Here is a 24,909-nt window from a genome sequence, read left to right as displayed (position 1 = left end):
TTCAGGAAATAGATCCCTGGGATAAAGTAAGCTGGCGATCCGCGAGTGCAGCGTGTTCAGCGTTATGCGTTACGAGAACCAGTGCCGTGCCCAACTCTTCGCAAAGCTCGCGAAGCTGGGACATTACGCGGTTTCCGGTTCCCTCGTCTAAATTTCCAGTTGGCTCATCAGCCAGAACGACATTTGGATTAACAAGCAATGCTCTCGCTATCGCGACACGCTGTCGCTCTCCTCCCGAAAGCGTATTTGGCATTTGGTGACATCTATCGCCAAGGCCCACCTTTTCCAACATTCTCCGAGCTTCATCGATTTCCGACTTGCCGATTCGCCCACCCAGAATTCTGCGGCTCATAAGGACGTTTTGAAGAGAGTCGATTTCCGGCACTAGGTAATAGGATTGGAATACGATTCCGAGGTATCTCCCTCGTTTAACGGCAAGGGCATTACGCCCGAAGGCATCAATTCGCTCACCACCCCACTCTACAAAACCGTTGCCGGGTGACTCGATGCCAGCCAGCACATTTAACAAGGTCGTTTTCCCGCATCCAGATTCGCCCTGGATGCTGATAAACTCGCCTTTTTTCACGGACAAAGAAACCTCTCTGAGAACTTCCAGTGTGGTTTCGCCTGTTTGATAGGACTTGGCGACGCCTTCGGCTTTGATGGCGAACTCACTCACTGCGTAAAGCCTCCACAGGTTTGAGACGCCCCGCTTTTACCGCAGGTACCAGGCCAGCGAGCGTGGCGATCGAAATAGTCAGCACCGCTATCAAAGCTAAGTCAGACGGAACATAGTGCACCGGCAATTCGGAGAAAAAGTAGAACTGCATAGTCTGTTCCTTACCACCGAGCATTCCGAAAATAGTATCTGTAATGGTTTCGCGCATACTAAGGATCGCAAAGCTCAGGCCAAAGCCGATCACTGTTCCCACCAGCCCGACCGAGAAACCTTGAAGTACAAAGCAAGCAACGATCTGTCGACTCGTAGCTCCCATGGACGCAAACAACCCAATCTCACGCGTCTTCTTGACTACCGATGTGAAGAGTGAAGTCGCGATCGAGAACGAGGCTACCACTACGATTATTAGCAGCAGAAAGAACATCATACGCTTCTCAAATTGGATAATAGCCAGATACTCCGCGTTGCTTTCGAGCCAAGTGGATACTCGGAAGGGCGGTTCCACAAGCGTTTGCAATTCTTGGGCCGCATAAGTCGCATCAACGCCCGCTTTCAGCTTAACCTTCAGGGCGTGCACACCATCCTCGAGCCCATAGAGATCCTGCATTGTTCGCAGAGTGGTGATAATCGTATTTTCGTCGATTTTGGCGAAGCCAGTCTCGAAAATGCCAGCCACCCTCATCAAGCGCGGCAAAAGAACCTCGTTTTGCTTCAGCCGCTCAATCATCAGTGGCGTATAGACATCGACCTCCTCGCCGACTCTTAGCCTCAAGGTGTTTGCGATCCCTGAGCTAATCAAAATCGAGTCGTCGTCCAACTCCTCAAGCGAACCGTACTTCACGTAATCATCAAGGGGTACAATCTGCCGTTCCTTGTCGATATCGACACCTTGCACTTGCGGAAAAATGGGCCGATTACCCGCCTGCAACATGACAACCCCAAAGGCCGATGGCGCTGCAGCTTCCACCAGTTCTGATGACTCCAGGAGATCGATCTTTTCGTCGTAATCGTCGAAAATACGGCCGTTCATTACCTTTAGGTCGCCGGTCGTATCCGCCACCACCTCACGAATAGCATGACCAAAACCGTTGAAGACGCTCAATACGACCACCAGGGCCATGGTTCCGAGGACGACGCCTGTTACCGACATGATCGTGAAAAACGGCAAACGCTTTCCTTTCGGAAAGGTATGGCGAATCGCGATATAGAGGTACCAAGGCATCTGGCCGATAGGATTGGTAAGCGGGCTACGGAAGCAAGCCAGTTTAAGCGCTGAAAAGACAAAGGACGGCTCCCGCAGGTGCCGTCCTCGTAAATAACATCAAGGCTCTGTATTCGGTTGTCCCTTACGACCTCAGCTGAGGGTAGAGAATGACATCTCGAATGTTCTCCGCTTCAGTCAGAAGGATGACGATTCGGTCGATACCCATACCGAGACCACCGGCCGGCGGCATCCCGTATTCAAGGGTTTCGAGGAAGTCCTCGTCCACATCTTGCGTCTCCTCACCGGCCTGCTTCTCGAACATCTCACGCTGAACGTCCGGATCATTTTGCTCCGAGTACGCCGGGGCGATTTCCATACCACCGATGCAGAGTTCGAAAACGTCGATTGTCGAATCGTCGTCCTTGGTGATCTTGGCCAAGGGGCAAAGCTCCTTCGGCAAGTGGGTCACGAAAGTCGGCTGGATGAGCTTAGGCTCGATGAGCTTTCCAAAAACTTCATTGGAAACTTCGTAGTCTTCCCAGTCTTCCTGGCAGTCCAAGCCGAGCTCCTTGGCCTTCGCGAGCTTCTCTTCCTTGCTCTTGGAGAACCAATCCGGATCGCCCACCTTTTCGCAAACGAGATCCTTGTACTTGGCTTCGCGCCACTCGCCCATGAAGTCGATCACCTCGCCATCAGGCATTTTGATCTCCTTACCGCCCAGCACATCCGTCACGAGGTGGCGAATCAGTCCTTGGATAAGCTCCATCATACCTCGGTAATCAGAATAGGCCTGATACACTTCGAGCATGGTGAACTCCGGGTTGTGGCGACGGGAAATGCCTTCGTTGCGGAAATTGCGGCCAATCTCGAAAACTCGGTCGAATCCGCCTACCAGCAGACGCTTGAGGTAAAGCTCAAGCGAGATTCGCATGAAGAAGTCGCGATCCAAAGTGTTGTGGTGGGTCACGAAAGGCTTGGCCGCCGCACCCCCGGCGATGTTTTGAAACACGGGGGTCTCAACCTCTAGAAATGACCGGTCTTCGAGGTATCGACGGATTCCGCTCACGATGCGGCTTCTGTTAAAGAAGCGCTCGCGGGATTCCTTGTTCATGATCAGATCCAAATGACGCTGGCGATACTTCTGCTCCGCATCGGTCAAACCATGGAACTTCTCAGGAAGCGGTCGGAGCGATTTTGAAACGAGAGCGTACTTCGAAGCGCGAATGCTGATTTCGCCTGTTTTGGTCTGAAAGAGCTGTCCCTCGACTCCAATGATATCGCCAAGGTCGAGCTTCTTGAAGTCGGCGTACTCGTCGGCTCCGATCCCATCCAAACGAACGTAGAGCTGGATGATCCCAGCCTGGTCTTGGATTTTGACAAACTGCGCTTTGCCCATCTTGCGGATGACGATCAAACGACCCGCCACGCTAACGGTCGGCTGCTCCTCCGGTTCTGCTCCCTCCACAAAAGCGGCTACCGCCTCCGAGGAAAAATGGGTGGGCTGGAAATCGGTACGAAATGGGTCCACGCCCTTGTCGCGCAAATCGGCAAGCTTTTGGCGGCGCACCGCGAACTGGTCGTGGGAGATGTCGGAAAGTTTCGAACTCATAATCGGAAAGGCAGGGATTACGCAACAGGATCGGAAAAGATCAAAGCCTTTCTCCTGCAGGCCGCGCATAAGGGGCAGTATTGTACCTTCCCTCCACATTTGAGGGTTGAGTTTTTCCCACTTAGACTACTCTCATGATCGCTTATGACTATGCGAAAGCCAGATTGGCTCAGAGCCAAACTTCCAAGCGGCAAGGGATACGGAGATGTCCGCAAGCTCGTAGATGATAAAGGACTTCACACCGTCTGCCAAAGCGCCCAGTGCCCAAACATGGGCGAATGCTGGTCCCGAGGAACCGCTACAGTCATGATTTTGGGAAACGTCTGCACGCGGTCGTGCAACTTTTGCGCGATCCAAACCGGACGTCCCACAGAATACGACATCGGCGAGCCGGCACGAGTTGCGGAGGCCGTAGCGACTATGAATTTGAAGCACTGCGTAATCACTTCGGTGACACGTGACGAGTTGAAGGACGGAGGAGCCAGCGTCTGGGCTGCTACTATACGTGCCATCCGCCACAGATGCCCCTCCACCGCGATCGAAGTGCTCACTCCCGACTTCCGCGGAAAAACTGAGCAACTCGATATCGTGCTCGATGCCGAGCCAGACATCTTCAACCATAACGTCGAGACCGTTGAGCGACTCCAGAAGCCCGTCCGCGTACAAGCTCGCTACGAGCGTTCCCTCAAAATCCTCGCCCATGCCGCGAAGCGTGGTTTTGTCGCCAAATCAGGCTTGATGCTTGGACTTGGCGAAGAAAAGGAAGAGGTCCAACAAGCGATGCGTGACCTGCGAGAGATCGACGTAAAGATTCTCACTCTAGGACAATACCTTCAACCCACCAGCAAGCACCTACCCGTAGAGCGTTGGGTCACTCCCGAAGAGTTCGCCGACTTCAAAACCTACGGTGAATCTATCGGGTTCACAAAGGTAGAGTCCGGCCCCCTTGTCCGCTCATCCTACCACGCCGACGAACAGTCCTCGCACTTCACTGGAGTCGACAAGCTCAGGGCAGAGGCAAGCTGAGATCTGATTTAGCAAATTTACGGCCGAGCCGCTTCTTCCCCAAATATGATCGATCAAATCCTTTCGAAACTTGAAGCCCTCGGCCTATCGCTGCCTCCCGCAGGCGAAGCCAAAGGCAACTACTTGCCGTACGCGATTAGCGGAAAGCTTCTCTCCGTTTCGGGAAGTCTCCCGATACAAGACGGAAAACTAATCGCTGGACGCGTAGGCGGAGATTTGAGCTTAGAGCAGGGTTACGACGCCGCGAGATGGTGCTTGCTGAACGCTTTGGCCCATATTCGTGTCGCTACCAACGACTTCTACGATTTCGGACGCTTGCTCCACATAGATGGCTTCGTGAACGGAGTGGACGGTTTCACAGACGCCCCGAAAATCATAAACGGTGCCTCAGACCTCGCTGTGGAACTATTCGGCGAATCCGGCAGACACACACGGGTCGCTTTGTCTTCAAATGGCCTACCCTTGAATGCAGCGGTCGAAACTCGCCTCATCGTCGAGTTGAAGTAGAGCGTTCACTCCTCACCATCGGTTTTGCGCCATAAGTAGACCTGCTTGCCGCTCGAAGAGAGCATAACAAGATCTTAACTCCCGCCGATAGGATCAAAAGGCGAAGGCCCGACAACAACTGGAACCGCCAAATCTCCTTATCCGACACAAATTAACGATTCTTACGCAACATAATCAGCTCTTTATTGACAAACCCAACCATCTCCTACAAGTGAAGGATTTACGAGAGCGCTAAAGACTTGCAGTACCCCCTCTGCATCCCCTTTTTCGTCTTCTCCCAGATCTGAACCCCAATACCGTCCCAAAAAGCTCCCAGAAACAAAACCCAGAAAAAAAATCCCCCGTCGCCAACTAGGTGATTTAACCCTAGGTCACCGACCGGAACCCATCCCCCACGGCCAGCAGGCAATAAACCCAATGCTGACCATTATCTATTCGTTATAAGAATTTCCCAAGTATCCCTGCCAAAATCACGATCCTCAGCCCCGAAAAGCTGGTTTCTGAAGGCAAACCCACCACCTAAGTTTTAAGACTATAGCTATAGAAAATCCTTACGACTAAACGTAGACCGTACTATGACTAAGAACAAAGTAGTAATGTTAATCGCCGCAGGCTTCGCCCTGGCAGGCGCTGCTGTGCTCAATGCAGCTCCACACCTCTCGGAAACTCGCTCCACCTTGAAAGAATGGGTAGAGCTCAAAAAGATTATCTCCGAAGAGAAAAACAAGTGGGCAGTTGAACAGCAGACTCTCCAGGAATCAATCGACCTCCTCGAAGACGAAATCGAAAAAATCGAAGCGGCGATCGAATCCTACGAAGCTGAAGCGACCGACGCTGACAAAGTCCGCGACGAGCTCGTGAACGAGGAAGAGGAGCTCAAGCAAGCTTCCGCCATCATCAAATCCGAAATCGTCGACCTCGAAGCGACAACCTTGGATTTGGTAAAGTATCTTCCTACTAACCTTCAGGAAAAGCTTTCCATCATCACCCAGCGTATCCCAAAGACTAAGCGCGAAATCGACGCTTCGACCCTTTCAGTTCGCATCATGAACATCATCGGTGTTCTCACAGAAATTGAGAAGTTCAACAGCCAGCTCACTGTCGTAAACGAAATCCGCGACATCAAGGGCGAGCGCGTACGCGTCGACACCCTCTACGTCGGTTTGGCAGTTGCCTACTACGTAGACGGAACCCGTAGCGAAGCTGGCTACATGATCCCAGCAAAGGACGGATGGACACGATTCGAGGACAACACGCTCGCCAACGACATCGCTGACGCGGTCGCTATGCAGAAGCGTGAGGAAACAGTTCGCTTCGTCGACCTGCCAATCACCATCACCGACGTCGAATAACCCACTCGAGACCCAATTCGAAAGGATCAATTTTAGATGAAGACTTTAAAGTTCACCACAATCGCCCTCGCCGCTCTACTCGCAGTCGGCACCGCGAACGCCCAGAAGACTTTCGCCCAGGTTGCTGAAGAGGCCAAGGCCGACTTGGTAGCGGCCGAGCAAGAACTCGCTGACCTACGCGAAACTATCGCCAACGAAAAGATTCCACTCTCCAACGAACTGACTCGTTTGGAAAGCCAGGTGCTCGAATTCCGTAAGGAACGCGACGAGATGAAATCTACTCGCGACAGCAGCGACCTTCGCCTCGATGACCTCCGCAAGAAGGTTAAACTTCGTAGCGATGAAAATATCTACCTCCGCAACACAATGGGGGCTTACGTTAAGCAATTCTCCACCCGCATCCACGCGGCGGAACTGCAGGACTACAAGGAAATCGCAGACACAGCGGAACACCTCGCTGAAAACGAGACCGCAAGCGACTCTGAAAAGTTCACCGCTCAGCTCGCAGTCATCAAGGCTTCTCTTGGCCGCATCCGCAACGTCATGGGCGGCACCACCATCCAAGGCGACGCTCTTGGAAAGAACGGTCTACAGGTTTCCGGTACTTTCGTGCTCGCAGGCCCATTCGCCTACTTCGGCGACGGTGGCGAAAACATCGGTTTCGCTGAAGGTGACCACACCAACATCGGTTTCCCGCTCGTAGTTAGCCGAGGCGTTCCAGAGCCAGTAGTGGCAACAATCTCTAGCCTCACCGCTAACGGAGAAGGTTTCCTCCCAGTCGACCCAACTGAAGGTGACGCACTGAAGATCGCTTTGGTTAGCGAATCACTCATCGAGCACATCAAAAAGGGTGGTATCGTAATGGTTCCTCTGCTCGGCATGTTCTTCGTAGCGATCCTTCTCTCTGTCTTGAAGTTCTTCGAAATCAAGTCCGTCAAGAGCCCGAAGGCAGGTACGCTTCAACGCATCCTCGACAGCCTCAATTCCGGCAACAAGCAACAAGCTCTGGAAGCTGCGAACTCAGTTGACGGACCTTTCGGAGATCTCCTCGTCGCTGGTGTTGAACACGCGGACCAAGACAAGGAACTCCTCGAAGAAGTTCTCTACGAGCGCTTGCTCGCTGCTCAGCCAAAGCTCGAACGCTTCATCGCCTTCATCGCTTTGACAGCTGCCGCTTCCCCACTCTTGGGACTACTCGGTACGGTTACCGGTATGATCGATACCTTCAAGGCTATCACCGTTTTCGGTACTGGTGACCCAGCTACTCTTTCCGACGGTATCTCTGTAGCGCTTATCACGACCGAGTACGGTTTGATCGTCGCGATCCCATGTCTCCTTTGCCAAGCTCTCCTCAGCCGTATCGCTAAGGGTAAGCTCGGCGAAATGGAGCAAGCATCCGTAGCGTTCGTAAACGGACTGAACGGCAAGAAATAGAAGATCACACGGCCTGCGTAACTTTGGGCGGCATGCCTCTTAGCTGCCGCCCCAATGAAGCAGAACCCCAAACAGAAGGAATTAAACGACCATGATGAAAAATAAGAAATCCGCTTCCTCCAGCGAAGCGGCCGGGGACATCAACATTTCCCCGTTGATCGATATGGTGTTCATTCTTCTGATCTTCTTTATCGTAACTACTGTCTTCGTGAAAGAGCCCGGCGTGGAAATTCAAAAGCCTAGCGCCGTCAACTCACTCGACCTCCCCAAGAACGTTATTCTCATAGCGGTCACCGACCAGAATAACATCTTCTACGGAGGAAGAGACTACGGACTCGGAGGGATTCGCTCCCAAGTACGCCGAGTTCTAGCCGGAAACGAAAATTACCCAGTAATTATCCAAGCGGATCAGAACGCACAAGCCGGGACGGTCGTACGTCTCGTTGACGAATGCAAGTTGGCCAAAGCCAACCAGATATACGTCTCAACACTGAACTAACCCGCAAGACATGAGAAACCGTAAAAACTTAAATTCGGACGACGAGACTACAGACATCAACATCTCCCCGTTGATCGACATGGTCTTCATTCTCCTGATCTTCTTCATTGTAACCACCGTCTTCGTTGAAGAGTCCGGCTTGGCGGCCAATACGCCAGACCCGACCAGCAACCCGCAAAACCAGGATGAGGAAAAGGAGCTAGTAAGCTTCCTCGTCCGACGCAACGGACAGGTGATGTACAAGGATCGCGACGTTGGTATTGGTGCAGTTCGTGGAATCGTGGCTCCAGCCATGCGCCAGGAAGAGCACCCTATCACGGTAAATGTAGAGCCTGAGGCTCAAATGCGACTCGTTGTCGCTGTCATCGACGAATGCGAATCCGGCGGAGCCCCGCAGGTGACCATGAAAACAGTAACCGAATAGACCCATCTTAAACTTTCAAAGAAAAGCAGTTAAAATGATTAGCAGCAAAACAATCAAAGCAGCCGCGACAGGCGTAATCGCCCTAGCTGGGGTTGCATCTCTGTCAGCGCAATTCAAGACAGATACCGAATTCTGGAACCAGCCTGTGATCCAGAAGGCTTTCATAAACTCCTACGTTCCCCTAGCCGATACCGAGCCAGAGCTAAGTGAAGAGGAACAGGTAATCGTGAAGCAGGTTCTCGAGCTTCTCAAAGAAAACGGCGACAAGGATCAGGCTTTGGCCATGATCGAGAAAGCCATTACCGATTCTTCCAGTGCAGCCCTCGACTTCATTGCCGGTGGCTTCTACGCCGAAAAGGGCGAAATGAAGGAAGCAATCAAGTACTACGACAAGGCTACCGCTAAGTACGACTCCTTCCTTCGCGCCTTCCGCAATGCCGGAATCATGAAGGTAAGAGAAGGCCGCTACGAAGCAGCTCTCACAGACTTCACTAAGGCAATCGAGCTCGGAGCCAAGGACACCACTACCATGGGTCTACTCGGTCTTTGCTACGTGAATACTGAAAAGTACTTCTCCGCAGAATCCGCTTACCGCGAAGCGATCCTACTGGATCCATCCGTAAAGGACTGGCAAGTCGGTCTAGCGAAGTCCCTTCTCCAACAGCGCAAATACGAAGAAGGTATCGCCGTTCTCGAGCAAATCCTCGTTGACGATCCAGAAAATGACATTCTCTGGTCAAGCGCCGCAAACGCTTACCTCGGTCTCGAAGATGCGGAAACCGCTGTTGCGATTCAGGAAATCGTGGACCGCCTCGGCAAGTCCACTCCAGAGTCCCTCGTTTTCATGGGCAACATCTACATGTCCCGCAGCTTGAACGAGCTCGCTCTCACCTACTTCGAGCGCGCGATCAAGATGGATGCCGACCAAGACCCACAGGTCTACGTCAACGTAGCAGAAACAATGACTGCTCGTGGTACTTACGATCAGGCTTCTTCGTTCATCAAAGACATCCGCTCCAACTTCGACAGCAAACTGGATGACGACAATAAGCTCTCCATCCTTCGCCTCGAAGCTCAGATCGCTCTCGCGACTGGTGCAGGAGACAGCGTTATGCCGATCTTGGAAGAGCTTATCGAACGCGACCCTATGGATGGACAGGCTCTGCTCCTCCTAGCCGAGTTCAACTCCAACAAGGGCGACGTAGACGGATACTCTCGTGCCGATCTTTACTTCGAAAGAGCTACCAAGGTTCGTAAGTACGAAACCCGAGCTCTTATCTCTTGGGCACGTTCCTACGTTGCTCGCGAGCGTTTCGACAAGGCGATCCCACTCCTCGAGCGCGTACAGGTCATCGATCCACAAGATCACATTGGCCGCTACCTCGAGCAGGTTCGCAAGGTCCACATCGCATCGCTCGGACTCTAGTCGGTCCAAATCAATTTGTTCTTAGTCAATATTTCAGCGGAGGCTTCGGCCTCCGCTTTTTTTGTGTCGTAGCGAGAGAACCTAGCGTCTTCTGCCTTTACGACCGTAGCCTGATTTCTTGCCCGAGGGACCGCTCGCGTCGCCAGATTTCAAGGACTCGATCTGGTCCCGCAACAAAGCCGCCTTTTCAAATTCCAGTTTCGCAGCAGCTTCATCCATTTCGACGGTCAGTTCATCGATGACGGCCTGTACATCGTCATCCTCTCCCACCATGGAGGCGATATCCTTTTCCTCTTCCTCCATGAGCTCTCGCAAGCTCTGCTGGTCGCCACGATTAACGCTTCTTGGAATAATTCCATGAGCCTCGTTGTACTCGATCTGCTTCGATCGTCGGTACTCAGCGATCTCCATGGTTCGCCTGATGGAATCAGTTTCCACATCGGCGTAAAAGATGACGCGGCCTTTCTCGTGCCTCGCCGCCCGACCAGCGGTTTGTACCAGACTGGTTTCGCTACGGAGGAAACCTTCCTTGTCGGCGTCCAAAATCGCGACCAACGCGACCTCGGGCAAATCCAAACCCTCGCGCAGCAAATTGATCCCGACCAATACATCGAATTTCCCAGCTCTCAGACGCCGAAGGATCTCGACTCGCTCCAACGCATCGATGTCCGAATGCAGGTATTCCACGCTGATATCCTTCTCACGCAAGAAGGCCGTAATGTCTTCGCTGAGTCTCTTCGTTAAAGTGGTCACCAAAACTCGCTCTCCCGCCTCGATGGCTAATCGGATTTCCGAGATGAGATCTTCGACCTGACCCTTCGTGGGACGAATGGTAATAACAGGATCGAGTAAGCCGGTGGGTCGGATAATTTGTTCCGCCACCACCGCACTCTTCTCCTTTTCGAATTTAGCCGGCGTCGCGGTTACGTAAACAGTTTGCCCTGTCACCTCCATAAACTCCTGAAAGTTCATAGGTCTGTTTTCCAAGGCGGAGGGTAACCGGAACCCATATTCCACCAAAGTCGTCTTTCTAGACCTATCTCCCGCGTACATAGCCCCGATTTGCGGAATGGTCACATGGCTTTCGTCCACAAAAAGGAGAAAGTCCTTTTGGAAGAAATCTATCAGGCAAAATGGCCGTTCCCCCGGGGTGCGGCCAGAGAGGTGCATCGAATAGTTTTCAATGCCATTACAAAACCCAACCTCCCGCATCATCTCCAGGTCGTAGTTCGTCCGCATGCTGATGCGCTGCGCCTCAAGAAGCTGCCCCTTGGATTCGAATTTCGCTACACGCTCCTTAAGCTCTTGCTTCACTCGCTCGACGGCCCCTTCCATTTTCTCACGGGTCGTCACGAATTGATTAGCTGGATACAAATTAAACTGATCCAACTCCTGAATCACTTTGCCAGTAAGCGGGTCAAACTCGGATAAGCGCTCCACTTCGTCTCCCCAAAACTCAATACGCAGTCCTTTCTCCAGATAAGCCGGCATCACATCGACGACATCTCCGCGGACCCTAAAACGGCCTCGCTCCAGACTGATATCATTACGCTCGTAAAGGATTTCAATGAGCCCATTCAAGAGATTCTCACGTCCCAGCTCCTCGCCGATCCTCAATGGTATCATCAACTCCTGGAAGTCCTCCGGCGAACCGAGGCCATAAATACAGGAGACACTCGCGACTACGATAACGTCCCGACGACTGATCAAGCTACTTGTAGTTGATATACGAAGACGGTCTATCTCATCGTTTATCGACGAGTCTTTTTCGATAAAAGTATCAGAGGACGGGACATAGGCTTCCGGCTGATAATAGTCGTAATAGCTAACAAAGTATTCGACCGCGTTCTCAGGGAAAAAGCGCTTAAATTCCGAATACAGCTGAGCAGCTAGCGTTTTATTGTGAGATATAATCAAGGCCGGCCGGTCCAGCTCGGCGATTATATTTGCCATGGAAAAAGTCTTCCCGGAACCGGTAACTCCCAACAAAGTCTGAAATTTGTTCCCATCCTTGATCGATTCGACAAGCGTCTCGATCGCGGCTGGTTGATCCCCCGTAGGCTGATAGTCCGCGTTGAGCTTGAAAAGTCCCATATGTTAGCTGAGCGCTAATCAGCCGACCGAATTCGGATCGGCATCATAACTTGCAACATCCATCTGATTTTCGCTTTTCGCCACAATACAGGTTACTGCCGCGTCGCCTGTCACGTTAACTGCCGTGCGAACCATATCCAGGATCCGGTCAATCCCGACGATCAGGCTTATCTTTTCCACTGGCAATCCCACTTGATTCAGGACCATAGCGAGCATAACAAGCCCCACCCCAGGGACCCCAGCCGTACCGATAGAAGCCAAAGTCGCTGTCACAACAACCATCAGCAACTGACTAATCGTCAAGTCCACCCCGGATATCTGAGCGATAAAAACAGTGGCAACCCCTTGCATAATCGCGGTTCCATCCATGTTGATGGTCGCTCCCAAAGGAATGGTAAACGAAGCGACCGAATTATCCACGCCCATCTTTTTCTCCATGGTTTCGAGAGTGATTGGCAAGGTCGCATTACTACTCGCAGTACTGAAAGCGAATATCTGCACCTTGTAGAAATTCTTCAGAAACTGGATAGGGCTAAGACCGCTAAGCAGCTTCAAAAGAGTCGGATATACGACCACCGCATGGACAATCAGAACCAAGATAACCAAAAGGAAATACTTACCGAGCTCTACAATCGCTCCTCCACCTTCTTTGGCGAAAACGATCGTAATCTTGGCGAATACACCGAAGGGAGCGATCAACATCAAAATGGAAACCAGCTTGAGGACAATTTCGTTCAGATCTTCAAACACGCGCAAAATACGCTGTCCTGGCTCGCCGGATACAACCATCGCTAAACCAAATAAGACAGAAAACACGATAATCTGCAGCATATTGCCCGCCGCCATCGCTTCCACCGGATTGGTCGGGAACATATCCGTTATGACCTGCCAAATCGTGGGAGCTTCAGTCGCGACGTAATCTTCTGCTCCACTCGTCTCAACCCCGACACCGGGTTTGAATACGAAGGCGAGGATCATCGCTATCGAAATAGCGATACAGGTGGTAAGCAGATAAAGAGCGACCGTCTTCACCCCGATTTTCCCCAGCTTTCGAACATCGTCCATTGCGGCTGTTCCGCAAACGAGCGAGACAAAAACCAGAGGAACCACTAGCAATTTCAAGGAGCGGATAAAGATATCGCCAACCACCCCGAGCGCTCCATTTAGAATCTGATCTCGGACGAAGGCTTGCTCTTGCAGTCCCAGAAGATTGAGCCCGATGCCAAGAACGAAACCAGCCACCATGGCGACGAGGATGTTACGCGTTAACTTTGAATTAGAGATGTCCATAGGTCAGATATTGCGGGGCTGAGCGGCTGAATTCTATTGATTGACGATCAAAGAGGCAACTCGCTCCAAATTAAGTTCTTCGAAGCTTTCTACAGCAAGAGCGACGCCAGCTTCAACGAGTGATGCCAGTGGATTTGTAGTAGCAATTCCCACAACGGTCATACCCGCGGCGAGCCCCGCCTCGATCCCCGAAAACGAATCCTCAAATACGACGCAGCGCTCTGGCTTCATCGAGATCAGGTCGGCAGCTTTGAGAAAAACCTCCGGGTCGGGTTTGCCGCGCGAAACGTCCTCCGCCGCCACGACACCCTCGAAACAACCTGCTAGGCCAATTATATCGGTAACAGCTTCGATATTAGCCCGTGGTGTGGACGAGCCGACGACTCTTCTTTGGCCGTTATCGATAAGGCTCTTAAGAAAGGCGGCCACCCCGGGGAGAGGCTGCAGTCCTGATTTCTTAACAATGCTCCGATAAGTCTCTTCTTTTAGGAAGGCGAGCCTCGCAACTTCATCTGGTTCGGTTGCCCATTTAAGTATTTCGGGAATGATGACCTCGTTTCTTTTGCCAAAGCCCATCTTAAAATGTCCGTCGAACAGGGGTAGCCCTTCCCGCTCCGACATAATATCCCAGCTTTCGGCATGCTGCTTGGAAGAGTCGACCACGACTCCGTCCCAGTCGAAAATGAATCCAACATCATAGGTCATGTGCTTAGACCAAAGGGGCTGAATCAAATGGCCAGCCTAAACAGCAAATGCGATCAAACCCCTAACACCTTGAGCACGGAACTCCAAAAATTGCCCCAAAAGCGAGCAGCTCCCGTCGTTTCCTCTTCGGAAATTTCCTGGCACAAGAACACGCCACGTCCTCGGAAAACGTCATCAAACAACGGATTGAAACCGCGAAAATAGGTCCAGAAAGTCTCGGCTCGAACAACTCCATAAGCGAGATTCGGGGTGAAGCCAATCGTGGCGATCTGGTTCGAACGCCGGCCCTTGTCTACCTTCGTATCCAAAGTTTCAAAACGCACTCCTCGCACGCCACTTACGATCAAGGCGCAAGGACCTTCGAAAATGAAATAGCGGAACTGAAAAGTCAGCCATGCTTGCGGATGAAACAACCTCCACCGACGGCTGATTTTCACTTGCTCTAGCCCACGAGAAACAAGTCCAGCTATACAGCTTGGACGAACCACGACCTGGCTTCCTTCTGGGACTTCTAGTAAGGCAACCTCAAGCTCAGCCTTTCGCTGCGGCGAAACGGTCACGCTTCCCTCGCCTTCATCCTCTTGCGAGAATTCAACCATCTCCGTCAAACCTGCTGCCAAGCAGGTCGCTGGGAAGGACCAATTCAGTAAAAATCGGGTTCTCCGCTTCAGGCTTTCGTCGGAGGCCTGGAGATAGGATTCCTTAACCCAAAGTCGGTTTTCCTGCTGGAGCTGCACCCGCACCGATACGCCTTGAGAGCTCAAGGAAGGAGCTGGAATGTCATGCTTCAGCAGGCGGATTGGCCCCGCAAGCGTCAGAAGCGGAGCCCATAGGTAGAATGCAAAAAGCTTCCACGCGATCGGGACTAAGATGATGCTAGCAAGCGAAACGATTAGGTACGGTTTGAGGCGGGTCCAAGACTCTTCAAGATGTTCGAGAAAATCCGACGACTCCAGCTCGAGCTCTCCAATTCGGGACTCCAGAGAGCGAGCCTCCTCGCTGAAGGCGATGCGATCGACGCGGAGCTCCGCTTGCTCAGAAAGGAGCTCCTTACGTTTCGAGGCGAGGCTATCACGCTGTTTTTTGGCTTCCTCCAAACGAGCCTCGCTCTCAGCTCGCTCCGCAGCGCTCATGGTGATGAACCGTTCGATCCGATTTAGGATCCCATCGAAGTACTCGATGACGCTCTGGGCAGCCTCCAAGCGCCGGCGCGTTTCTTCCAAGTCTTCGCCGACTTCGATCAGTCGACTGTGGGCAAGCTCAAGTTTAGCATACAGCTCGCTGGCCCGCTCTTGCAAAGAAGCAAGTTCGGTCACTCGCTCCCCCTCCGAAGAGTAGCTCTTTTGAATGAATATCCAAAGAGCGAATACGCAAACCGCCACCCCTCCGGCTAAAAGTAAAACAGCCCCCTTACTGAGCAGCCACTTAGCGACTTTGAGTAAAACGAGGGGCATACCTAGGGAATACGCTATGCGTCCGGACCGACCGTGGGGCTGACAAAGTCAACTAGCTTTGCAAGTGATTCCTCAACTGTTTCTGCTTCTGTGTCTATGACCAAATCCGTTTGGACAGGCTCTTCGAATCCTGAATCCTTGCCGGTGAAATCGGGAACCAGCCCCTGCTCTACTTTCTTGTAGAGCCCCTTCACATCTCGCTTCTTGCAAGTCTCGAAAGACGCTTTCACGTAAACTTCGATTAGATTGTCTTTACCTACGATTTCCCGAGCCATGGCGCGCAAAGACTCCGTAGGAGTAATAAAAGAGTTTATGGTGATCATCCCCGCATCCGCGAATAGTTTGGAGACTTCCGCAATACGACGGATGTTTTCCTGACGATCCTCTGAACTAAAACCCAGTCCAGCGTTTAACCCGGTGCGAATATTGTCACCATCGAGCACGTACACGTGCCTACCTGCTTGATGCAAAGTCTTCTCTAAAGCGATGGCCAAAGTACTTTTTCCTGAGCCCGAAAGGCCACAAAGCCAGATGACTTTTCCCTTTTGTCCGAGGGAGGCTTCTCTGTCCGCTTGCGTTAGCAATCTGTCCGAAATTGGGTGTAAATTCTCGCTCATAACGTTTAGACATACTCTCTGCGCCTATCAGAAGGGCAAGCCAAGAGCATACCAGATCTAGCGGCCGAGCTCCTTTTTCAATTCCTCAAGCTTTTTAGCGATAATCGGCTTCATGGCCCGCTCATCTCCATCCGGCAACTTCTCGTATTCCTCCGACAAATACTCGTAAGCGTCTTCCTTTTGATCGTTGCGATAAAGAAGCTCCGCACAAACGCGTGCCACAAAATAAGGCGAACCTTCAACATCCGCAGCCTCTTTAAAACAAACGATCGCGTTATCCAGATCCTGAAGACGCTTCCAATAGACGATCCCTTTTTCCAGCGGGATCCTGTAATCGGATGAGATCGATTCAGGAGCTCTGTCGAGAAACGCTATCGCTTGCTTTGCATACTCCACCCGGACCGAGCGGCCCTCTTCGCTTGAATCGTCGAACAAAGAGTCCATCTCTTCGTCGCCGACCACCCATACCGGCATGTCATTCGCGATGATCCGTGCCCCATCCAGCCAGAAATAGACCACGCTTGGATTGAGAGATACAGCGAGCTCCATTTTCTCTAGAACATCGGACTCTCTTCTGAACCTCCAATCATCGTACATCTTGAGCCAGACAAAATTAGCTGCGATACTCCGATAGCCGCCAAGGGCTGCTAGAGTCACACCACCTCCCAAGCCTGACTCGATAGAAGCGAGCTCCTGCGTTTCATGGCTGCCCCCCTGCCATTGGTTCGGTAATAATGGACGAGTCACGACTCCCGCAAAGACGGAGAGCGAAAACCAGAGCGTGAACAATTGAAGTTTAAAACTCACGATTCTTCAACACTAGGACAGCGAGCACCGAATAGACAAAAGTGTAAGCTAATGCGTAAGCCAGTAGCCCCCATAATGACGCCGCACCAAACGCTGATCCGTCGAACAGAGCAGCCCCCAAATCGAATTGGCTAAGGTCAGGCACCAGGAGTGATAAAACACCGGATACCGAAAACACTGTGTCCTGACCACTTTCGACCAAGTTGGGCAGAGAACCACGAAGCTGGCCGAGTATCCAAACTCCCATGCTGGCAAAAACGGCAAAAAGCGAAGAGCTCGCGTAACTCGATAAGAAGACGGTTGCAGCCGAGAGTATTAGGAATCGGATACATTGGGCGGCGGCAAATAACAAAACGCCCGCGTAACTAACACGCTCACTGGTAATGGCTCCTTCATCAGCGGACAAGGCGATTTGCGACTCTCGAATCCACAAAGCAAGTAGGAGCGAAACAGTCAGAATAAAAACAAAACAACAGGCCGTAGCCCACGCTCCAGCCAATTTCCCGATCACGAATTCCCCTCTGGACACGGGTTTGGCCAAAACAGGCAGCACGGTCTTGTTTTCAATATCCCCGTACACTAGCTGAACACCCACTACAATAGTCGCGATCGAACCGAATAGGGAAATCGACCCAAATCCGAAATCAGCAATGAAGCGCAACTCCGCGCTCCCCAAATTGAACTCCCGGAAATAGAAGCCTGCCGCGAGTGAAGCCAGTCCCACCAGGGACAAGACCAAAAAAAGCCGCATCCGCACCGCATTGCGAAAGGTGTTTCCTGCGAGGGCGGAGATCCTTCCAAGCGAGTCGGTCACGGAGCCAACCTTTCTTTTTCGTCCTTCGCGACGAGATTCCTGAAAAGGTCTTCTAGACTTCCGTTGCAAAACTCTAGATTTCCACCTTTCGACTCCACGTAATCCCTTAATCCCTGAATCGACTCGGTATCCAATCCCTCAACTCTCAGATTTTGAGCCTTATCATCCTTCAGCAAATCCGAAACAAGTCCGGAGGCGAGTAGACGCCCCTTGTTCAGGATTCCAATTCGATCACAAATTCCCTCAAGCTGAGCGAGGGAGTGAGAACTGAGGACCACCGTTTTTCCGTCTTTCTTCAGCTGGCCGACAAACTCGCCCACCAAGCTGGTTCCTACAGGATCGACCCCAGCGGTGGGTTCATCCAAGACGATTACTTCCGGATCGCCCAGCAGAGCCTGGGCAAAACCAAGACGCTGTAGCATGCCTTTCGAAAACGTCCCGATCCTGCGATCCATCGCCTCTTCTAATCCGAATCGAACAAGTAGGTCCCGTGAGGAAATTTCCCGCAGTTTCGAATTCAGGCCAATTAGCTTTCCAAAGAACCGCATCAGTTCTCTGGCTGTCAAAAAACGATGGTAGTGCGGTGAATCCGGCAAGTAAGCCATCTTCCGGCGAGCATTCGCATCGAGCGGATCCGATCCCAGAACTTTGACACAACCGGAACTCGGTTTGCAGAGGCCCAGAATCAGCCGGATTGTCGTACTTTTGCCGGATCCGTTAGGGCCCAGAAGTCCAAAAACGGAATTCGCCGGAATAGAGAGACTGACCTTATCCAATGCCCGCAAGACACGCCCCTTCCCGGCTAGAGAAAAATCCTTCGTAACGCTCTCTAGAGCTATGACTGATTTTGAGGGCTCCAATTCTAGGCGATCCTGAAAGTAGTGAATTGCTTGGCCCTGATTCCGTCTGAAATTTCTGTTTTACGGACAAAGGAATCCAGCTCGTCCACAATGGCGGCTACGAGTTGGCGACACTCGGACTCACGGCCCTCTACTTCCAGCTCCACCCTGCCGTCCACTAGGTTTTTTACAAATCCAGTCACCTCAAATCCTTTGGCAAGCTGCGAAACCGAGTAGCGAAAACCAACACCCTGCACATGACCCGAAAAATAGGCATTTAGATAGAACGAATCATCGGAAATTTTCATAAGCCATTAATAAGCAGTTATAAACACAAATAACCAGCGTTAATTACCAAAGTCCAGTACTGGGGCGAATCGACTACATTAGACGATCCTTATTGGGAATAATAACTAAAAATATTCAGTTGCATCGGCAAATGGCGACCCGTAACTTTCCCCGACTTTTAACAAAAGCCTGTCATCAGACGCATGGGAAATTACGAAAGCGACGCCAACCCGAACAACGAATGGGAAGATAGCTGGGACTCTGGTTTGAACGAGTTTAGTTGGGAAAAGTACCTCCGGACCGAAACAGATCAGGTCAAAAAGTACCAAGCAATCTACAGCAAGCTGATCAGGAGCTCTAACAGGCTTGACGAGGTAGCCCTCTACATGGGGTGGCAGCCGAACATCGAAGCTCCCGAGAGCGAGGATAGCTCCGCTGGAAACCAAGTACCAGAAGTACCCTACACGCTGCACAGGCACCCACTTTTCGTCTCAAGCAAAGCTCTTCATGGCTGGCTTACAGAACAATGGATGAGAAGGGTCTCCCTCTCTCCAGAGGCGGTAGACGCTGCATCGGCTCTATCCTATCAAATTTCCCTTAACGAATCAGACTACTACGGACTACTTGCAGTGACAGCCTTGGACATGGACGACTTTGCCTTGGCTATTGCTTATTTTAAGCGGGGCATGTCCTCACTTAATGCAGCTCTCAGCGAATTGAAGAAATTTGAGGCGCTGAATATAGAACCTGTTTCTCTCTACGTGAAACACGCCCGGATTCGAATCTTCGATATCCGGGAAATTTGGCTAAGAGTGACTTCCGATTGCCGAGCCACCATAGCCCGCGGTAGCGACGACGATTAGGCCTACCCAGCCTTTCCCATCGTTATCCTGCCGGTCCCACAACCGCGATCCCATCCCAGTTCCTATGAGTCTGAAAAAAAATCGGGTAACTCAATTCACCCGAGAAGCGCTCAATCCTGAAAGGCGAACAACCCGCTCGCTCCTTCAAAGATCTACGCGTGGCAACGTGCATACCTACGTGCAAGCCACCACTAGCTACGTTAACCTGATCTCCGAGTATCTCTACTTGTCAGGTTACGAAGAGAAACAAGCCCGCCTTTTCGAATTGAAGCAGATTCTCTGCGACTGCTGGCGCTACCTGCCCTACACCCGTAGAGTGTCAGACTTCGAACGCTTTCTCCAAGTTCGGCTAGAACGCTCACAAAAGGAGGAACGACCCTGCTTCACTGGTGTGCATTCTCCGCTGTCGAAGCTGAATCACGAAGGAAGGTTTCTTTTGGTGGCCCGCTTTTTCAATAATTGGAGCCACAAGAGCATCCGCCTCGCACTGAGATTCAAAAAGGGAGAGGTCTCTGAATCACTCATGCTTCTGAGGTGCCTCCTAACTTCCGTGGAAACCGATAAACTGGGTTACGTAGAGCTCGCCCAGATAGCGCGGGTCAACTCCGTGCTCGAAGGCAATTTCCCAGAGAAAACATGCCGTAAAATCGAAAAGGAAATAGGTGGCCAATATCACGCGCTTCAATTCAAGACTGACTGGCTCACCTACCGTTGTGAATTGGCGGACCTAAGAACGGAGATCCTTCTCGATTCAGAGGAGCTAAACCAGCTAGCAGAAGAGACAACTGAGTTGATCAGGAGCCTGCCGATGGAAAAGCCAAAGCTCTACGACTACATCCTCAACCAGTTTTCCTTCAACAGGCTTCCTGCCCTGTAAGAAGCGCTGCGACCGGAAATTTCGTTAAGTCCTAACGGAATAATAAGGTCGGCAACTTACAATCTCTTAAGATTTCCGTGGTCGTGCTGCCGATCACCAAATGCCGGATGCGCGAATGGCCGTAGGCGCCCATAGCGAGCATGCCGATTCCCTTTTCACTCGCGTAATCAGCCAAGGCTGGAGCCACTGCTCCATGCAACATTTGGCAAACAACGTTTATGCCACGGGAGGAAAACTTGTCCTCGACCTCCTTGAGTTCGCTAAGCAAGGCCGATTCGTTGTCCTTCTTCGCTACACTCGCTAGGTGCAATTCCACATCCGAAAAACTACTCGAATTGCAAAAATACTCTACCGCAGCGTTGCAGGAGGGCACGTTTTCATAGGCGAGGAGCACTTTTTCGACTGGTGAGAATGCGCGAGAGGCGATTAGGCAAGGTCGCTTGGATGCTCTCACGACGCGCTCCATCGTTGAACCAAGATGTTCGGCCGCGAAATTGGCATTCTCGCCACGCTTGCCAAGTACGATCAGCTCGCAGGAAGCTTCTAGGTCACTGAGAGAATCAACGAGGAAACCTGTTTTGTGGATACGGACAATCTCGCCCTTGTACCCTGCTTCCGATAAAGTCGCTTCCGCTTGATCCAGAATCAACGTAGCCTTCCGGTCCTCCAGCTGCTGCAGCTCGCCCATTATGGACTGGTAAGGCTGCAGACCTAAACTTCCACTTAGGTCTGCAACAAACGGGACCTCGAATTGGCGAAGATCCGTCACATACACAATGTCGATCGAAGCCTGCAATCGATCAGCCACCCATGCCGCATATTCGCAACAACTTTGGGAGTACTGGGAACCATCGATGCAGACTAAGATTTTCATGAGAGGTACTGGTTGCTTTTAGAATATCGTATTTGAAGGAACGGCCGTGCCTTTAGTGACGATCACAACCCCATCCCTTACGAAGACACCGTTCTTCTCATACATGTCCGGCTTACCTTCTGGATTGAGCTTCACGTTGTCGCCAATGCGGGCTCCCTTGTCTATGATCGCGTTCTTGATTTCGCAATTGAGCCCCACGCCAACATCTGGCCGGCCCAATTCTTTGTTCCTGCGTCTGTCCTCCGCGCTCTCGAAAGAGTCAGCGCCCATCATAATTACGTTTTCGAGCCTGGTTCCCTCTCGGAGTACCGAGCGAATTCCAATTACGCAGCGTTTGAGGTAAGAGTCCGTCACGATACAGCCATCGCCGACGATAACATGGTTGATCGAGCAACGGTTGATCTTGCTGGCAGGCAAATAACGGGCTCTCGAATAGATCGGCCGACCACGCGAGAAGAAATTGAACTGAGGCATGGGGTCTGCCAACTGGAGGTTAGCATCGAAGAATGCCTTAACGGTTCCAATATCCTCCCAGTAGCCTTCGAAAATCGTGGCCTTAAGTTTGGAGGAGCCAAGCAATGACGGGATGACCTCCTTGCCAAAATCGGTCATGGAGTTGTCCAAGGCGTCGATCATGGTCTCACGATTGAAAACGTAGATACCCATCGATGCGAGACAGCATTCCTCTGCCTCTTTGGTCTTCAGAGTCGCAGCGATAGTCTCAGGAATTTTCAGTCCTTCGATGATCTTGGGGTCCGTTGGCTTTTCGACGAACTCTGTGACGTCCAAAGAGTCGGAAACACGCATCAAGCCAAGACCCTCCACATTGGTCGCCGGAAACGGGATGGCGGCGACCGTGACTTCCGCTCCGTTTGCGATATGCTCTTCGATAATCTTGTCATAATCCATCCGGTAGAGCTGGTCTCCAGATAGGATAATTACATAGTCGTAGTCGCTGCTCGTGAAGTGGTGGATGTTCTGGCGGACCGCGTCAGCAGTGCCTTGATACCAAGTGTCGCCCTTTTCTGTTTGTTCAGCGGAAAGGATGTCCACCGTGCCACCGCCGAAAGGATCAAAGCGATAGGTCTCCTGAATATGGCGGTGTAGAGATGCAGTGTTGAACTGCGTGAGGAGGTAGATGTTATTGATTCCCGAATTGAGGCAATTGCTGATAGGGATATCGACGAGTCGGTATTTTCCGGCAAGGGGTACTGCGGGCTTACAACGTTCTTTAGTGAGGGGGTAAAGACGGGATCCACGCCCGCCTCCCATAATTACGGCAATCGCTTTTTTATGCATGTTTTTCTAGAGGGTTTGGAATCAATGAGTTCCGATAAACACCCTATTCAAACATACCTTTATCTCAACTACAAAAGGGAGACTGTCTTGTTAAATAATGAAGACAGTCAAAATGGCTGTTACCTAGACCAAGCGCTTAAGGGAGAGGGTTTAATCGATGGAGTTTATCCGATCGCAAACCAGTTTCGCTGCCGTCTTCACAGCTCCGCGAGTGGAGCGAATTTGCAGCCATTCTAGCTGGGTGGTGAGGATCGCCTTCACGTTCGGTTTCAAGCTCCCCTCCTCCTTTTTGATCTCAATCTTTGGGAGACCTGCTAGAGCTCGGATCTGCGAAATGTTGGTCAGCTGAAAGAGCATAAAGTCTCGAATACTCACTCGTCCGTCAGCATTTGTAGGACAACCCGCATCGATCGAAAGCTGCACCCAACCGCGAGCACATTTCAAACGCGCCGCAATCTCATCAATTGTCAGTGGGGAATCATCAGCTTTCTGCATGCTTAGAATATAACCCGACAGCCCTCCCAGTTGTAAAGACTTTGTAAACAAGACTTCCCTCTAAGGGCAACCCTGACACGCAAAATGCCTGAGCGAAACGAAATCGCTCAGGCACCTAAAAGAGTTTCCTTGTACAGATTGAGGCCTAGCGAATCATGCCGGCAGCAACCGTTTCATTCGTAAATGCGTCAATAAGGACAAAGGATCCGGTCACCCGGTTACGTTTGTAACTGTCATAACACAGAGGTGCAGCCGTGCGGAGCGTGATACGTCCGATGTCATTCAAACTGAGGGTGTTGTCATCCTCGATCTTGTGAAGCGTATTGATGTCGACCTTGTACTTAACCTCCCGTATGAGAGCTTTGGCCTCTTTGGCGCAATGGCGGATCAAGAACTTGCCGCGAGCGTTTAGCGGCTTATCTGAGAACCAGCAAACCATGGCATCAATATCCTGCCCCACAGTCGGGGGGTTGTTGGGCTTCGCGATCATGTCTCCACGGCTGATGTCAATCTCGCGATCCAACGTCATGCTCACGCTCAAAGGCGAGTAAGCCTTGCTCAGTTCGCCATCCGCGGTGTGGATAGCTTTAACTTGAGCTTCGAAGCCAGAAGGATAGACAACGACCTTGTCGCCAGGCTTGAACACGCCACCGGCAACACGGCCAGCGTAGCCGCGGAAATCGTGATACTGATCACTGTGAGGGCGGATTACCCACTGTACCGGCAAACGGGAATCGACATGGTTAGCATCCGGACCGACGTAGAGCGTTTCCAAATGGTACAACAATGTCGGGCCCTTGTACCAATCCATGTTTTCCGATTTCTCGACCACATTATCACCTTTTAGGGCGCTGATCGGGATGAAAGAAACCTCAACGATGTTATCCAATCGAGACGCGAATTTACGGAACTCTTCCCGGATCTCGTTGAAACGCTCCTCAGACCAATCGACAAGATCCATCTTGTTGACAGCGATCACCACATGTTGGATACGCAACAAATTCGCGATAAAGGAGTGGCGACAAGTCTGTTCGATGACACCTTTACGGGCATCAACCAAAATGATCGCCAGATTCGCCGTCGAAGCGCCTGTGACCATATTGCGGGTGTATTGAATGTGTCCCGGCGTATCGGCGATGATGAACTTACGACGAGGAGTCGCGAAATAACGATAGGCGACATCAATCGTGATTCCCTGTTCGCGTTCGGCGCGAAGGCCATCGGTCAGGAGAGCAAGATTCACGTGCTCGTCTCCACGCTGCTTACTGGTGCTTTCGATCGACTCTAGCTGATCCTCAAAGATCGCCTTGGAGTCGTACATCAATCGACCGATCAAGGTGGATTTTCCGTCATCAACCGAACCTGCGGTGGTGAAACGGAGCAAGTCCATGTCTAAGTAGCCTTTTTCTGGAGCGCTTTCTTCTGTGCTCATG

Annotated in this window: 25 protein-coding genes; 9 read left to right on the top strand and 16 right to left on the bottom strand. The window is 51.6% G+C overall.

Annotation, left to right across the window (positions count from 1 at the left end; translation table 11 throughout):
* Nucleotide 1: 1 nt before the first annotated feature.
* The 3 genes from H5P27_RS05695 to lysS form a co-directional block, all read right to left on the bottom strand.
* The gene (locus H5P27_RS05695; RefSeq protein ID WP_185659405.1) at nucleotides 2–679 is read right to left on the bottom strand and encodes an ATP-binding cassette domain-containing protein; all 678 of its coding nucleotides are present in this window, start codon (nucleotides 677–679) and stop codon (nucleotides 2–4) included.
* Complete coding sequence (locus H5P27_RS05690; RefSeq protein ID WP_185659404.1) at nucleotides 672–1,901, bottom strand: ABC transporter permease; 1,230 nt, start codon at nucleotides 1,899–1,901, stop codon at nucleotides 672–674. The genes H5P27_RS05695 and H5P27_RS05690 overlap by 8 nt, the downstream gene beginning before the upstream one ends.
* A gap of 124 nt (nucleotides 1,902–2,025) precedes the next feature.
* A complete protein-coding gene (lysS, locus tag H5P27_RS05685) occupies nucleotides 2,026–3,492 on the bottom strand; it encodes a lysine--tRNA ligase (RefSeq protein WP_185659403.1) in 1,467 nt (488 codons plus the stop codon).
* 150 nt (nucleotides 3,493–3,642) lie between these two features.
* On the opposite strand from lysS, the gene lipA reads away from it, so the two are divergent.
* From lipA to H5P27_RS05650, 7 genes are all read left to right on the top strand, one after another.
* A complete protein-coding gene (gene lipA / locus H5P27_RS05680) occupies nucleotides 3,643–4,518 on the top strand; it encodes a lipoyl synthase (protein WP_185659634.1) in 876 nt (291 codons plus the stop codon).
* Nucleotides 4,519–4,563: 45 nt separating this feature from the next.
* Nucleotides 4,564–5,025, top strand: coding sequence for a RidA family protein (locus H5P27_RS05675; RefSeq protein ID WP_185659402.1), 462 nt, complete (start codon nucleotides 4,564–4,566; stop codon nucleotides 5,023–5,025).
* A gap of 575 nt (nucleotides 5,026–5,600) precedes the next feature.
* Complete coding sequence (locus tag H5P27_RS05670; RefSeq protein ID WP_185659401.1) at nucleotides 5,601–6,377, top strand: DUF3450 family protein; 777 nt, start codon at nucleotides 5,601–5,603, stop codon at nucleotides 6,375–6,377.
* A gap of 36 nt (nucleotides 6,378–6,413) precedes the next feature.
* Nucleotides 6,414–7,811, top strand: a complete 1,398-nt coding sequence (locus H5P27_RS05665) for a MotA/TolQ/ExbB proton channel family protein (protein ID WP_185659400.1) — start codon at nucleotides 6,414–6,416, stop codon at nucleotides 7,809–7,811.
* 91 nt (nucleotides 7,812–7,902) lie between these two features.
* Entirely contained in the window at nucleotides 7,903–8,310 is a 408-nt protein-coding gene (locus H5P27_RS05660) for an ExbD/TolR family protein (protein WP_185659399.1), read from the top strand.
* 10 nt (nucleotides 8,311–8,320) lie between these two features.
* Complete coding sequence (locus H5P27_RS05655; protein ID WP_185659398.1) at nucleotides 8,321–8,734, top strand: ExbD/TolR family protein; 414 nt, start codon at nucleotides 8,321–8,323, stop codon at nucleotides 8,732–8,734.
* Between the two features lie 34 nt (nucleotides 8,735–8,768).
* Complete coding sequence (locus H5P27_RS05650; protein WP_185659397.1) at nucleotides 8,769–10,160, top strand: tetratricopeptide repeat protein; 1,392 nt, start codon at nucleotides 8,769–8,771, stop codon at nucleotides 10,158–10,160.
* An 81-nt stretch (nucleotides 10,161–10,241) separates the two neighbouring features.
* On the opposite strand, the gene uvrB is transcribed toward H5P27_RS05650, so the two are convergent.
* The 9 genes from uvrB to H5P27_RS05605 are packed head-to-tail and all read right to left on the bottom strand — an operon-like array spanning nucleotide 10,242 to nucleotide 19,088.
* The gene (gene uvrB / locus H5P27_RS05645) at nucleotides 10,242–12,254 is read right to left on the bottom strand and encodes an excinuclease ABC subunit UvrB (protein ID WP_185659396.1); all 2,013 of its coding nucleotides are present in this window, start codon (nucleotides 12,252–12,254) and stop codon (nucleotides 10,242–10,244) included.
* A gap of 18 nt (nucleotides 12,255–12,272) precedes the next feature.
* Nucleotides 12,273–13,544, bottom strand: coding sequence for a dicarboxylate/amino acid:cation symporter (locus H5P27_RS05640; protein WP_185659395.1), 1,272 nt, complete (start codon nucleotides 13,542–13,544; stop codon nucleotides 12,273–12,275).
* A 33-nt stretch (nucleotides 13,545–13,577) separates the two neighbouring features.
* Complete coding sequence (locus tag H5P27_RS05635; RefSeq protein WP_185659394.1) at nucleotides 13,578–14,249, bottom strand: HAD family hydrolase; 672 nt, start codon at nucleotides 14,247–14,249, stop codon at nucleotides 13,578–13,580.
* A 53-nt stretch (nucleotides 14,250–14,302) separates the two neighbouring features.
* Nucleotides 14,303–15,703, bottom strand: a complete 1,401-nt coding sequence (locus H5P27_RS05630) for a hypothetical protein (protein WP_185659393.1) — start codon at nucleotides 15,701–15,703, stop codon at nucleotides 14,303–14,305.
* A gap of 14 nt (nucleotides 15,704–15,717) precedes the next feature.
* Nucleotides 15,718–16,320, bottom strand: a complete 603-nt coding sequence (cysC, locus tag H5P27_RS05625; protein ID WP_185659392.1) for an adenylyl-sulfate kinase — start codon at nucleotides 16,318–16,320, stop codon at nucleotides 15,718–15,720.
* Between the two features lie 57 nt (nucleotides 16,321–16,377).
* On the bottom strand, nucleotides 16,378–17,127 hold the full coding sequence (locus H5P27_RS05620) for a tetratricopeptide repeat protein (protein ID WP_185659391.1): 750 nt from the start codon (nucleotides 17,125–17,127) through the stop codon (nucleotides 16,378–16,380).
* Nucleotides 17,117–17,941, bottom strand: a complete 825-nt coding sequence (locus tag H5P27_RS05615; protein WP_185659390.1) for an ABC transporter permease subunit — start codon at nucleotides 17,939–17,941, stop codon at nucleotides 17,117–17,119. Before H5P27_RS05615 ends, H5P27_RS05620 begins: the two co-directional genes overlap by 11 nt.
* On the bottom strand, nucleotides 17,938–18,801 hold the full coding sequence (locus H5P27_RS05610) for an ABC transporter ATP-binding protein (protein ID WP_185659389.1): 864 nt from the start codon (nucleotides 18,799–18,801) through the stop codon (nucleotides 17,938–17,940). The genes H5P27_RS05615 and H5P27_RS05610 overlap by 4 nt, the downstream gene beginning before the upstream one ends.
* A gap of 2 nt (nucleotides 18,802–18,803) precedes the next feature.
* Nucleotides 18,804–19,088 (bottom strand): acylphosphatase, encoded by a 285-nt coding sequence (locus tag H5P27_RS05605; RefSeq protein ID WP_185659388.1) that lies wholly within the window; start codon nucleotides 19,086–19,088, stop codon nucleotides 18,804–18,806.
* Between the two features lie 183 nt (nucleotides 19,089–19,271).
* Here H5P27_RS05605 and H5P27_RS05600 point away from each other — a divergent pair, with 183 nt between their 5' ends.
* The gene (locus tag H5P27_RS05600; RefSeq protein WP_185659387.1) at nucleotides 19,272–19,931 is read left to right on the top strand and encodes a hypothetical protein; all 660 of its coding nucleotides are present in this window, start codon (nucleotides 19,272–19,274) and stop codon (nucleotides 19,929–19,931) included.
* Nucleotides 19,932–19,995: 64 nt separating this feature from the next.
* On the top strand, nucleotides 19,996–20,808 hold the full coding sequence (locus tag H5P27_RS05595) for a hypothetical protein (protein WP_185659386.1): 813 nt from the start codon (nucleotides 19,996–19,998) through the stop codon (nucleotides 20,806–20,808).
* Nucleotides 20,809–20,839: 31 nt separating this feature from the next.
* Here the strand turns inward: H5P27_RS05595 and H5P27_RS05590 are convergent, their stop codons facing one another.
* The 4 genes from H5P27_RS05590 to cysN form a co-directional block, all read right to left on the bottom strand.
* On the bottom strand, nucleotides 20,840–21,682 hold the full coding sequence (locus tag H5P27_RS05590) for a universal stress protein (protein WP_185659385.1): 843 nt from the start codon (nucleotides 21,680–21,682) through the stop codon (nucleotides 20,840–20,842).
* A gap of 18 nt (nucleotides 21,683–21,700) precedes the next feature.
* Nucleotides 21,701–22,981: a glucose-1-phosphate adenylyltransferase gene (locus H5P27_RS05585; RefSeq protein WP_185659384.1), complete on the bottom strand. Its 1,281-nt coding sequence runs from the start codon at nucleotides 22,979–22,981 to the stop codon at nucleotides 21,701–21,703.
* Between the two features lie 150 nt (nucleotides 22,982–23,131).
* Nucleotides 23,132–23,476, bottom strand: coding sequence for a hypothetical protein (locus H5P27_RS05580; RefSeq protein ID WP_185659383.1), 345 nt, complete (start codon nucleotides 23,474–23,476; stop codon nucleotides 23,132–23,134).
* Nucleotides 23,477–23,621: 145 nt separating this feature from the next.
* Nucleotides 23,622–24,908: a sulfate adenylyltransferase subunit CysN gene (cysN, locus tag H5P27_RS05575; protein ID WP_185659382.1), complete on the bottom strand. Its 1,287-nt coding sequence runs from the start codon at nucleotides 24,906–24,908 to the stop codon at nucleotides 23,622–23,624.
* Nucleotide 24,909 lies beyond the last annotated feature (1 nt).

The organism is Pelagicoccus albus, from assembly GCF_014230145.1.
GTDB lineage: Bacteria > Verrucomicrobiota > Verrucomicrobiia > Opitutales > Opitutaceae > Pelagicoccus > Pelagicoccus albus.
Note: the sequence above shows the minus strand (reverse complement) of the source record. Positions and strands in the feature narration are given on the sequence as shown.

What these genes read in the sequence shown, in the direction of transcription:
- H5P27_RS05665 (WP_185659400.1), top strand. Translation starts at nt 6,414, where the DNA reads ATGAAGACTTTAAAGTTCACCACAATCGCCCTCGCCGCTCTACTCGCA.
- H5P27_RS05675 (WP_185659402.1), top strand. Translation starts at nt 4,564, where the DNA reads ATGATCGATCAAATCCTTTCGAAACTTGAAGCCCTCGGCCTATCGCTG.
- H5P27_RS05585 (WP_185659384.1), bottom strand. Translation starts at nt 22,981, where the DNA reads ATGCATAAAAAAGCGATTGCCGTAATTATGGGAGGCGGGCGTGGATCC.
- H5P27_RS05650 (WP_185659397.1), top strand. Translation starts at nt 8,769, where the DNA reads ATGATTAGCAGCAAAACAATCAAAGCAGCCGCGACAGGCGTAATCGCC.
- H5P27_RS05580 (WP_185659383.1), bottom strand. Translation starts at nt 23,476, where the DNA reads ATGCAGAAAGCTGATGATTCCCCACTGACAATTGATGAGATTGCGGCG.
- lipA (WP_185659634.1), top strand. Translation starts at nt 3,643, where the DNA reads ATGCGAAAGCCAGATTGGCTCAGAGCCAAACTTCCAAGCGGCAAGGGA.
- uvrB (WP_185659396.1), bottom strand. Translation starts at nt 12,254, where the DNA reads ATGGGACTTTTCAAGCTCAACGCGGACTATCAGCCTACGGGGGATCAA.
- H5P27_RS05655 (WP_185659398.1), top strand. Translation starts at nt 8,321, where the DNA reads ATGAGAAACCGTAAAAACTTAAATTCGGACGACGAGACTACAGACATC.
- lysS (WP_185659403.1), bottom strand. Translation starts at nt 3,492, where the DNA reads ATGAGTTCGAAACTTTCCGACATCTCCCACGACCAGTTCGCGGTGCGC.
- H5P27_RS05670 (WP_185659401.1), top strand. Translation starts at nt 5,601, where the DNA reads ATGACTAAGAACAAAGTAGTAATGTTAATCGCCGCAGGCTTCGCCCTG.
- H5P27_RS05640 (WP_185659395.1), bottom strand. Translation starts at nt 13,544, where the DNA reads ATGGACATCTCTAATTCAAAGTTAACGCGTAACATCCTCGTCGCCATG.
- cysN (WP_185659382.1), bottom strand. Translation starts at nt 24,908, where the DNA reads ATGAGCACAGAAGAAAGCGCTCCAGAAAAAGGCTACTTAGACATGGAC.
- H5P27_RS05690 (WP_185659404.1), bottom strand. Translation starts at nt 1,901, where the DNA reads ATGCCTTGGTACCTCTATATCGCGATTCGCCATACCTTTCCGAAAGGA.
- H5P27_RS05635 (WP_185659394.1), bottom strand. Translation starts at nt 14,249, where the DNA reads ATGACCTATGATGTTGGATTCATTTTCGACTGGGACGGAGTCGTGGTC.
- cysC (WP_185659392.1), bottom strand. Translation starts at nt 16,320, where the DNA reads ATGAGCGAGAATTTACACCCAATTTCGGACAGATTGCTAACGCAAGCG.
- H5P27_RS05605 (WP_185659388.1), bottom strand. Translation starts at nt 19,088, where the DNA reads ATGAAAATTTCCGATGATTCGTTCTATCTAAATGCCTATTTTTCGGGT.
- H5P27_RS05630 (WP_185659393.1), bottom strand. Translation starts at nt 15,703, where the DNA reads ATGCCCCTCGTTTTACTCAAAGTCGCTAAGTGGCTGCTCAGTAAGGGG.
- H5P27_RS05660 (WP_185659399.1), top strand. Translation starts at nt 7,903, where the DNA reads ATGATGAAAAATAAGAAATCCGCTTCCTCCAGCGAAGCGGCCGGGGAC.
- H5P27_RS05595 (WP_185659386.1), top strand. Translation starts at nt 19,996, where the DNA reads ATGAGTCTGAAAAAAAATCGGGTAACTCAATTCACCCGAGAAGCGCTC.
- H5P27_RS05590 (WP_185659385.1), bottom strand. Translation starts at nt 21,682, where the DNA reads ATGAAAATCTTAGTCTGCATCGATGGTTCCCAGTACTCCCAAAGTTGT.
- H5P27_RS05600 (WP_185659387.1), top strand. Translation starts at nt 19,272, where the DNA reads ATGGGAAATTACGAAAGCGACGCCAACCCGAACAACGAATGGGAAGAT.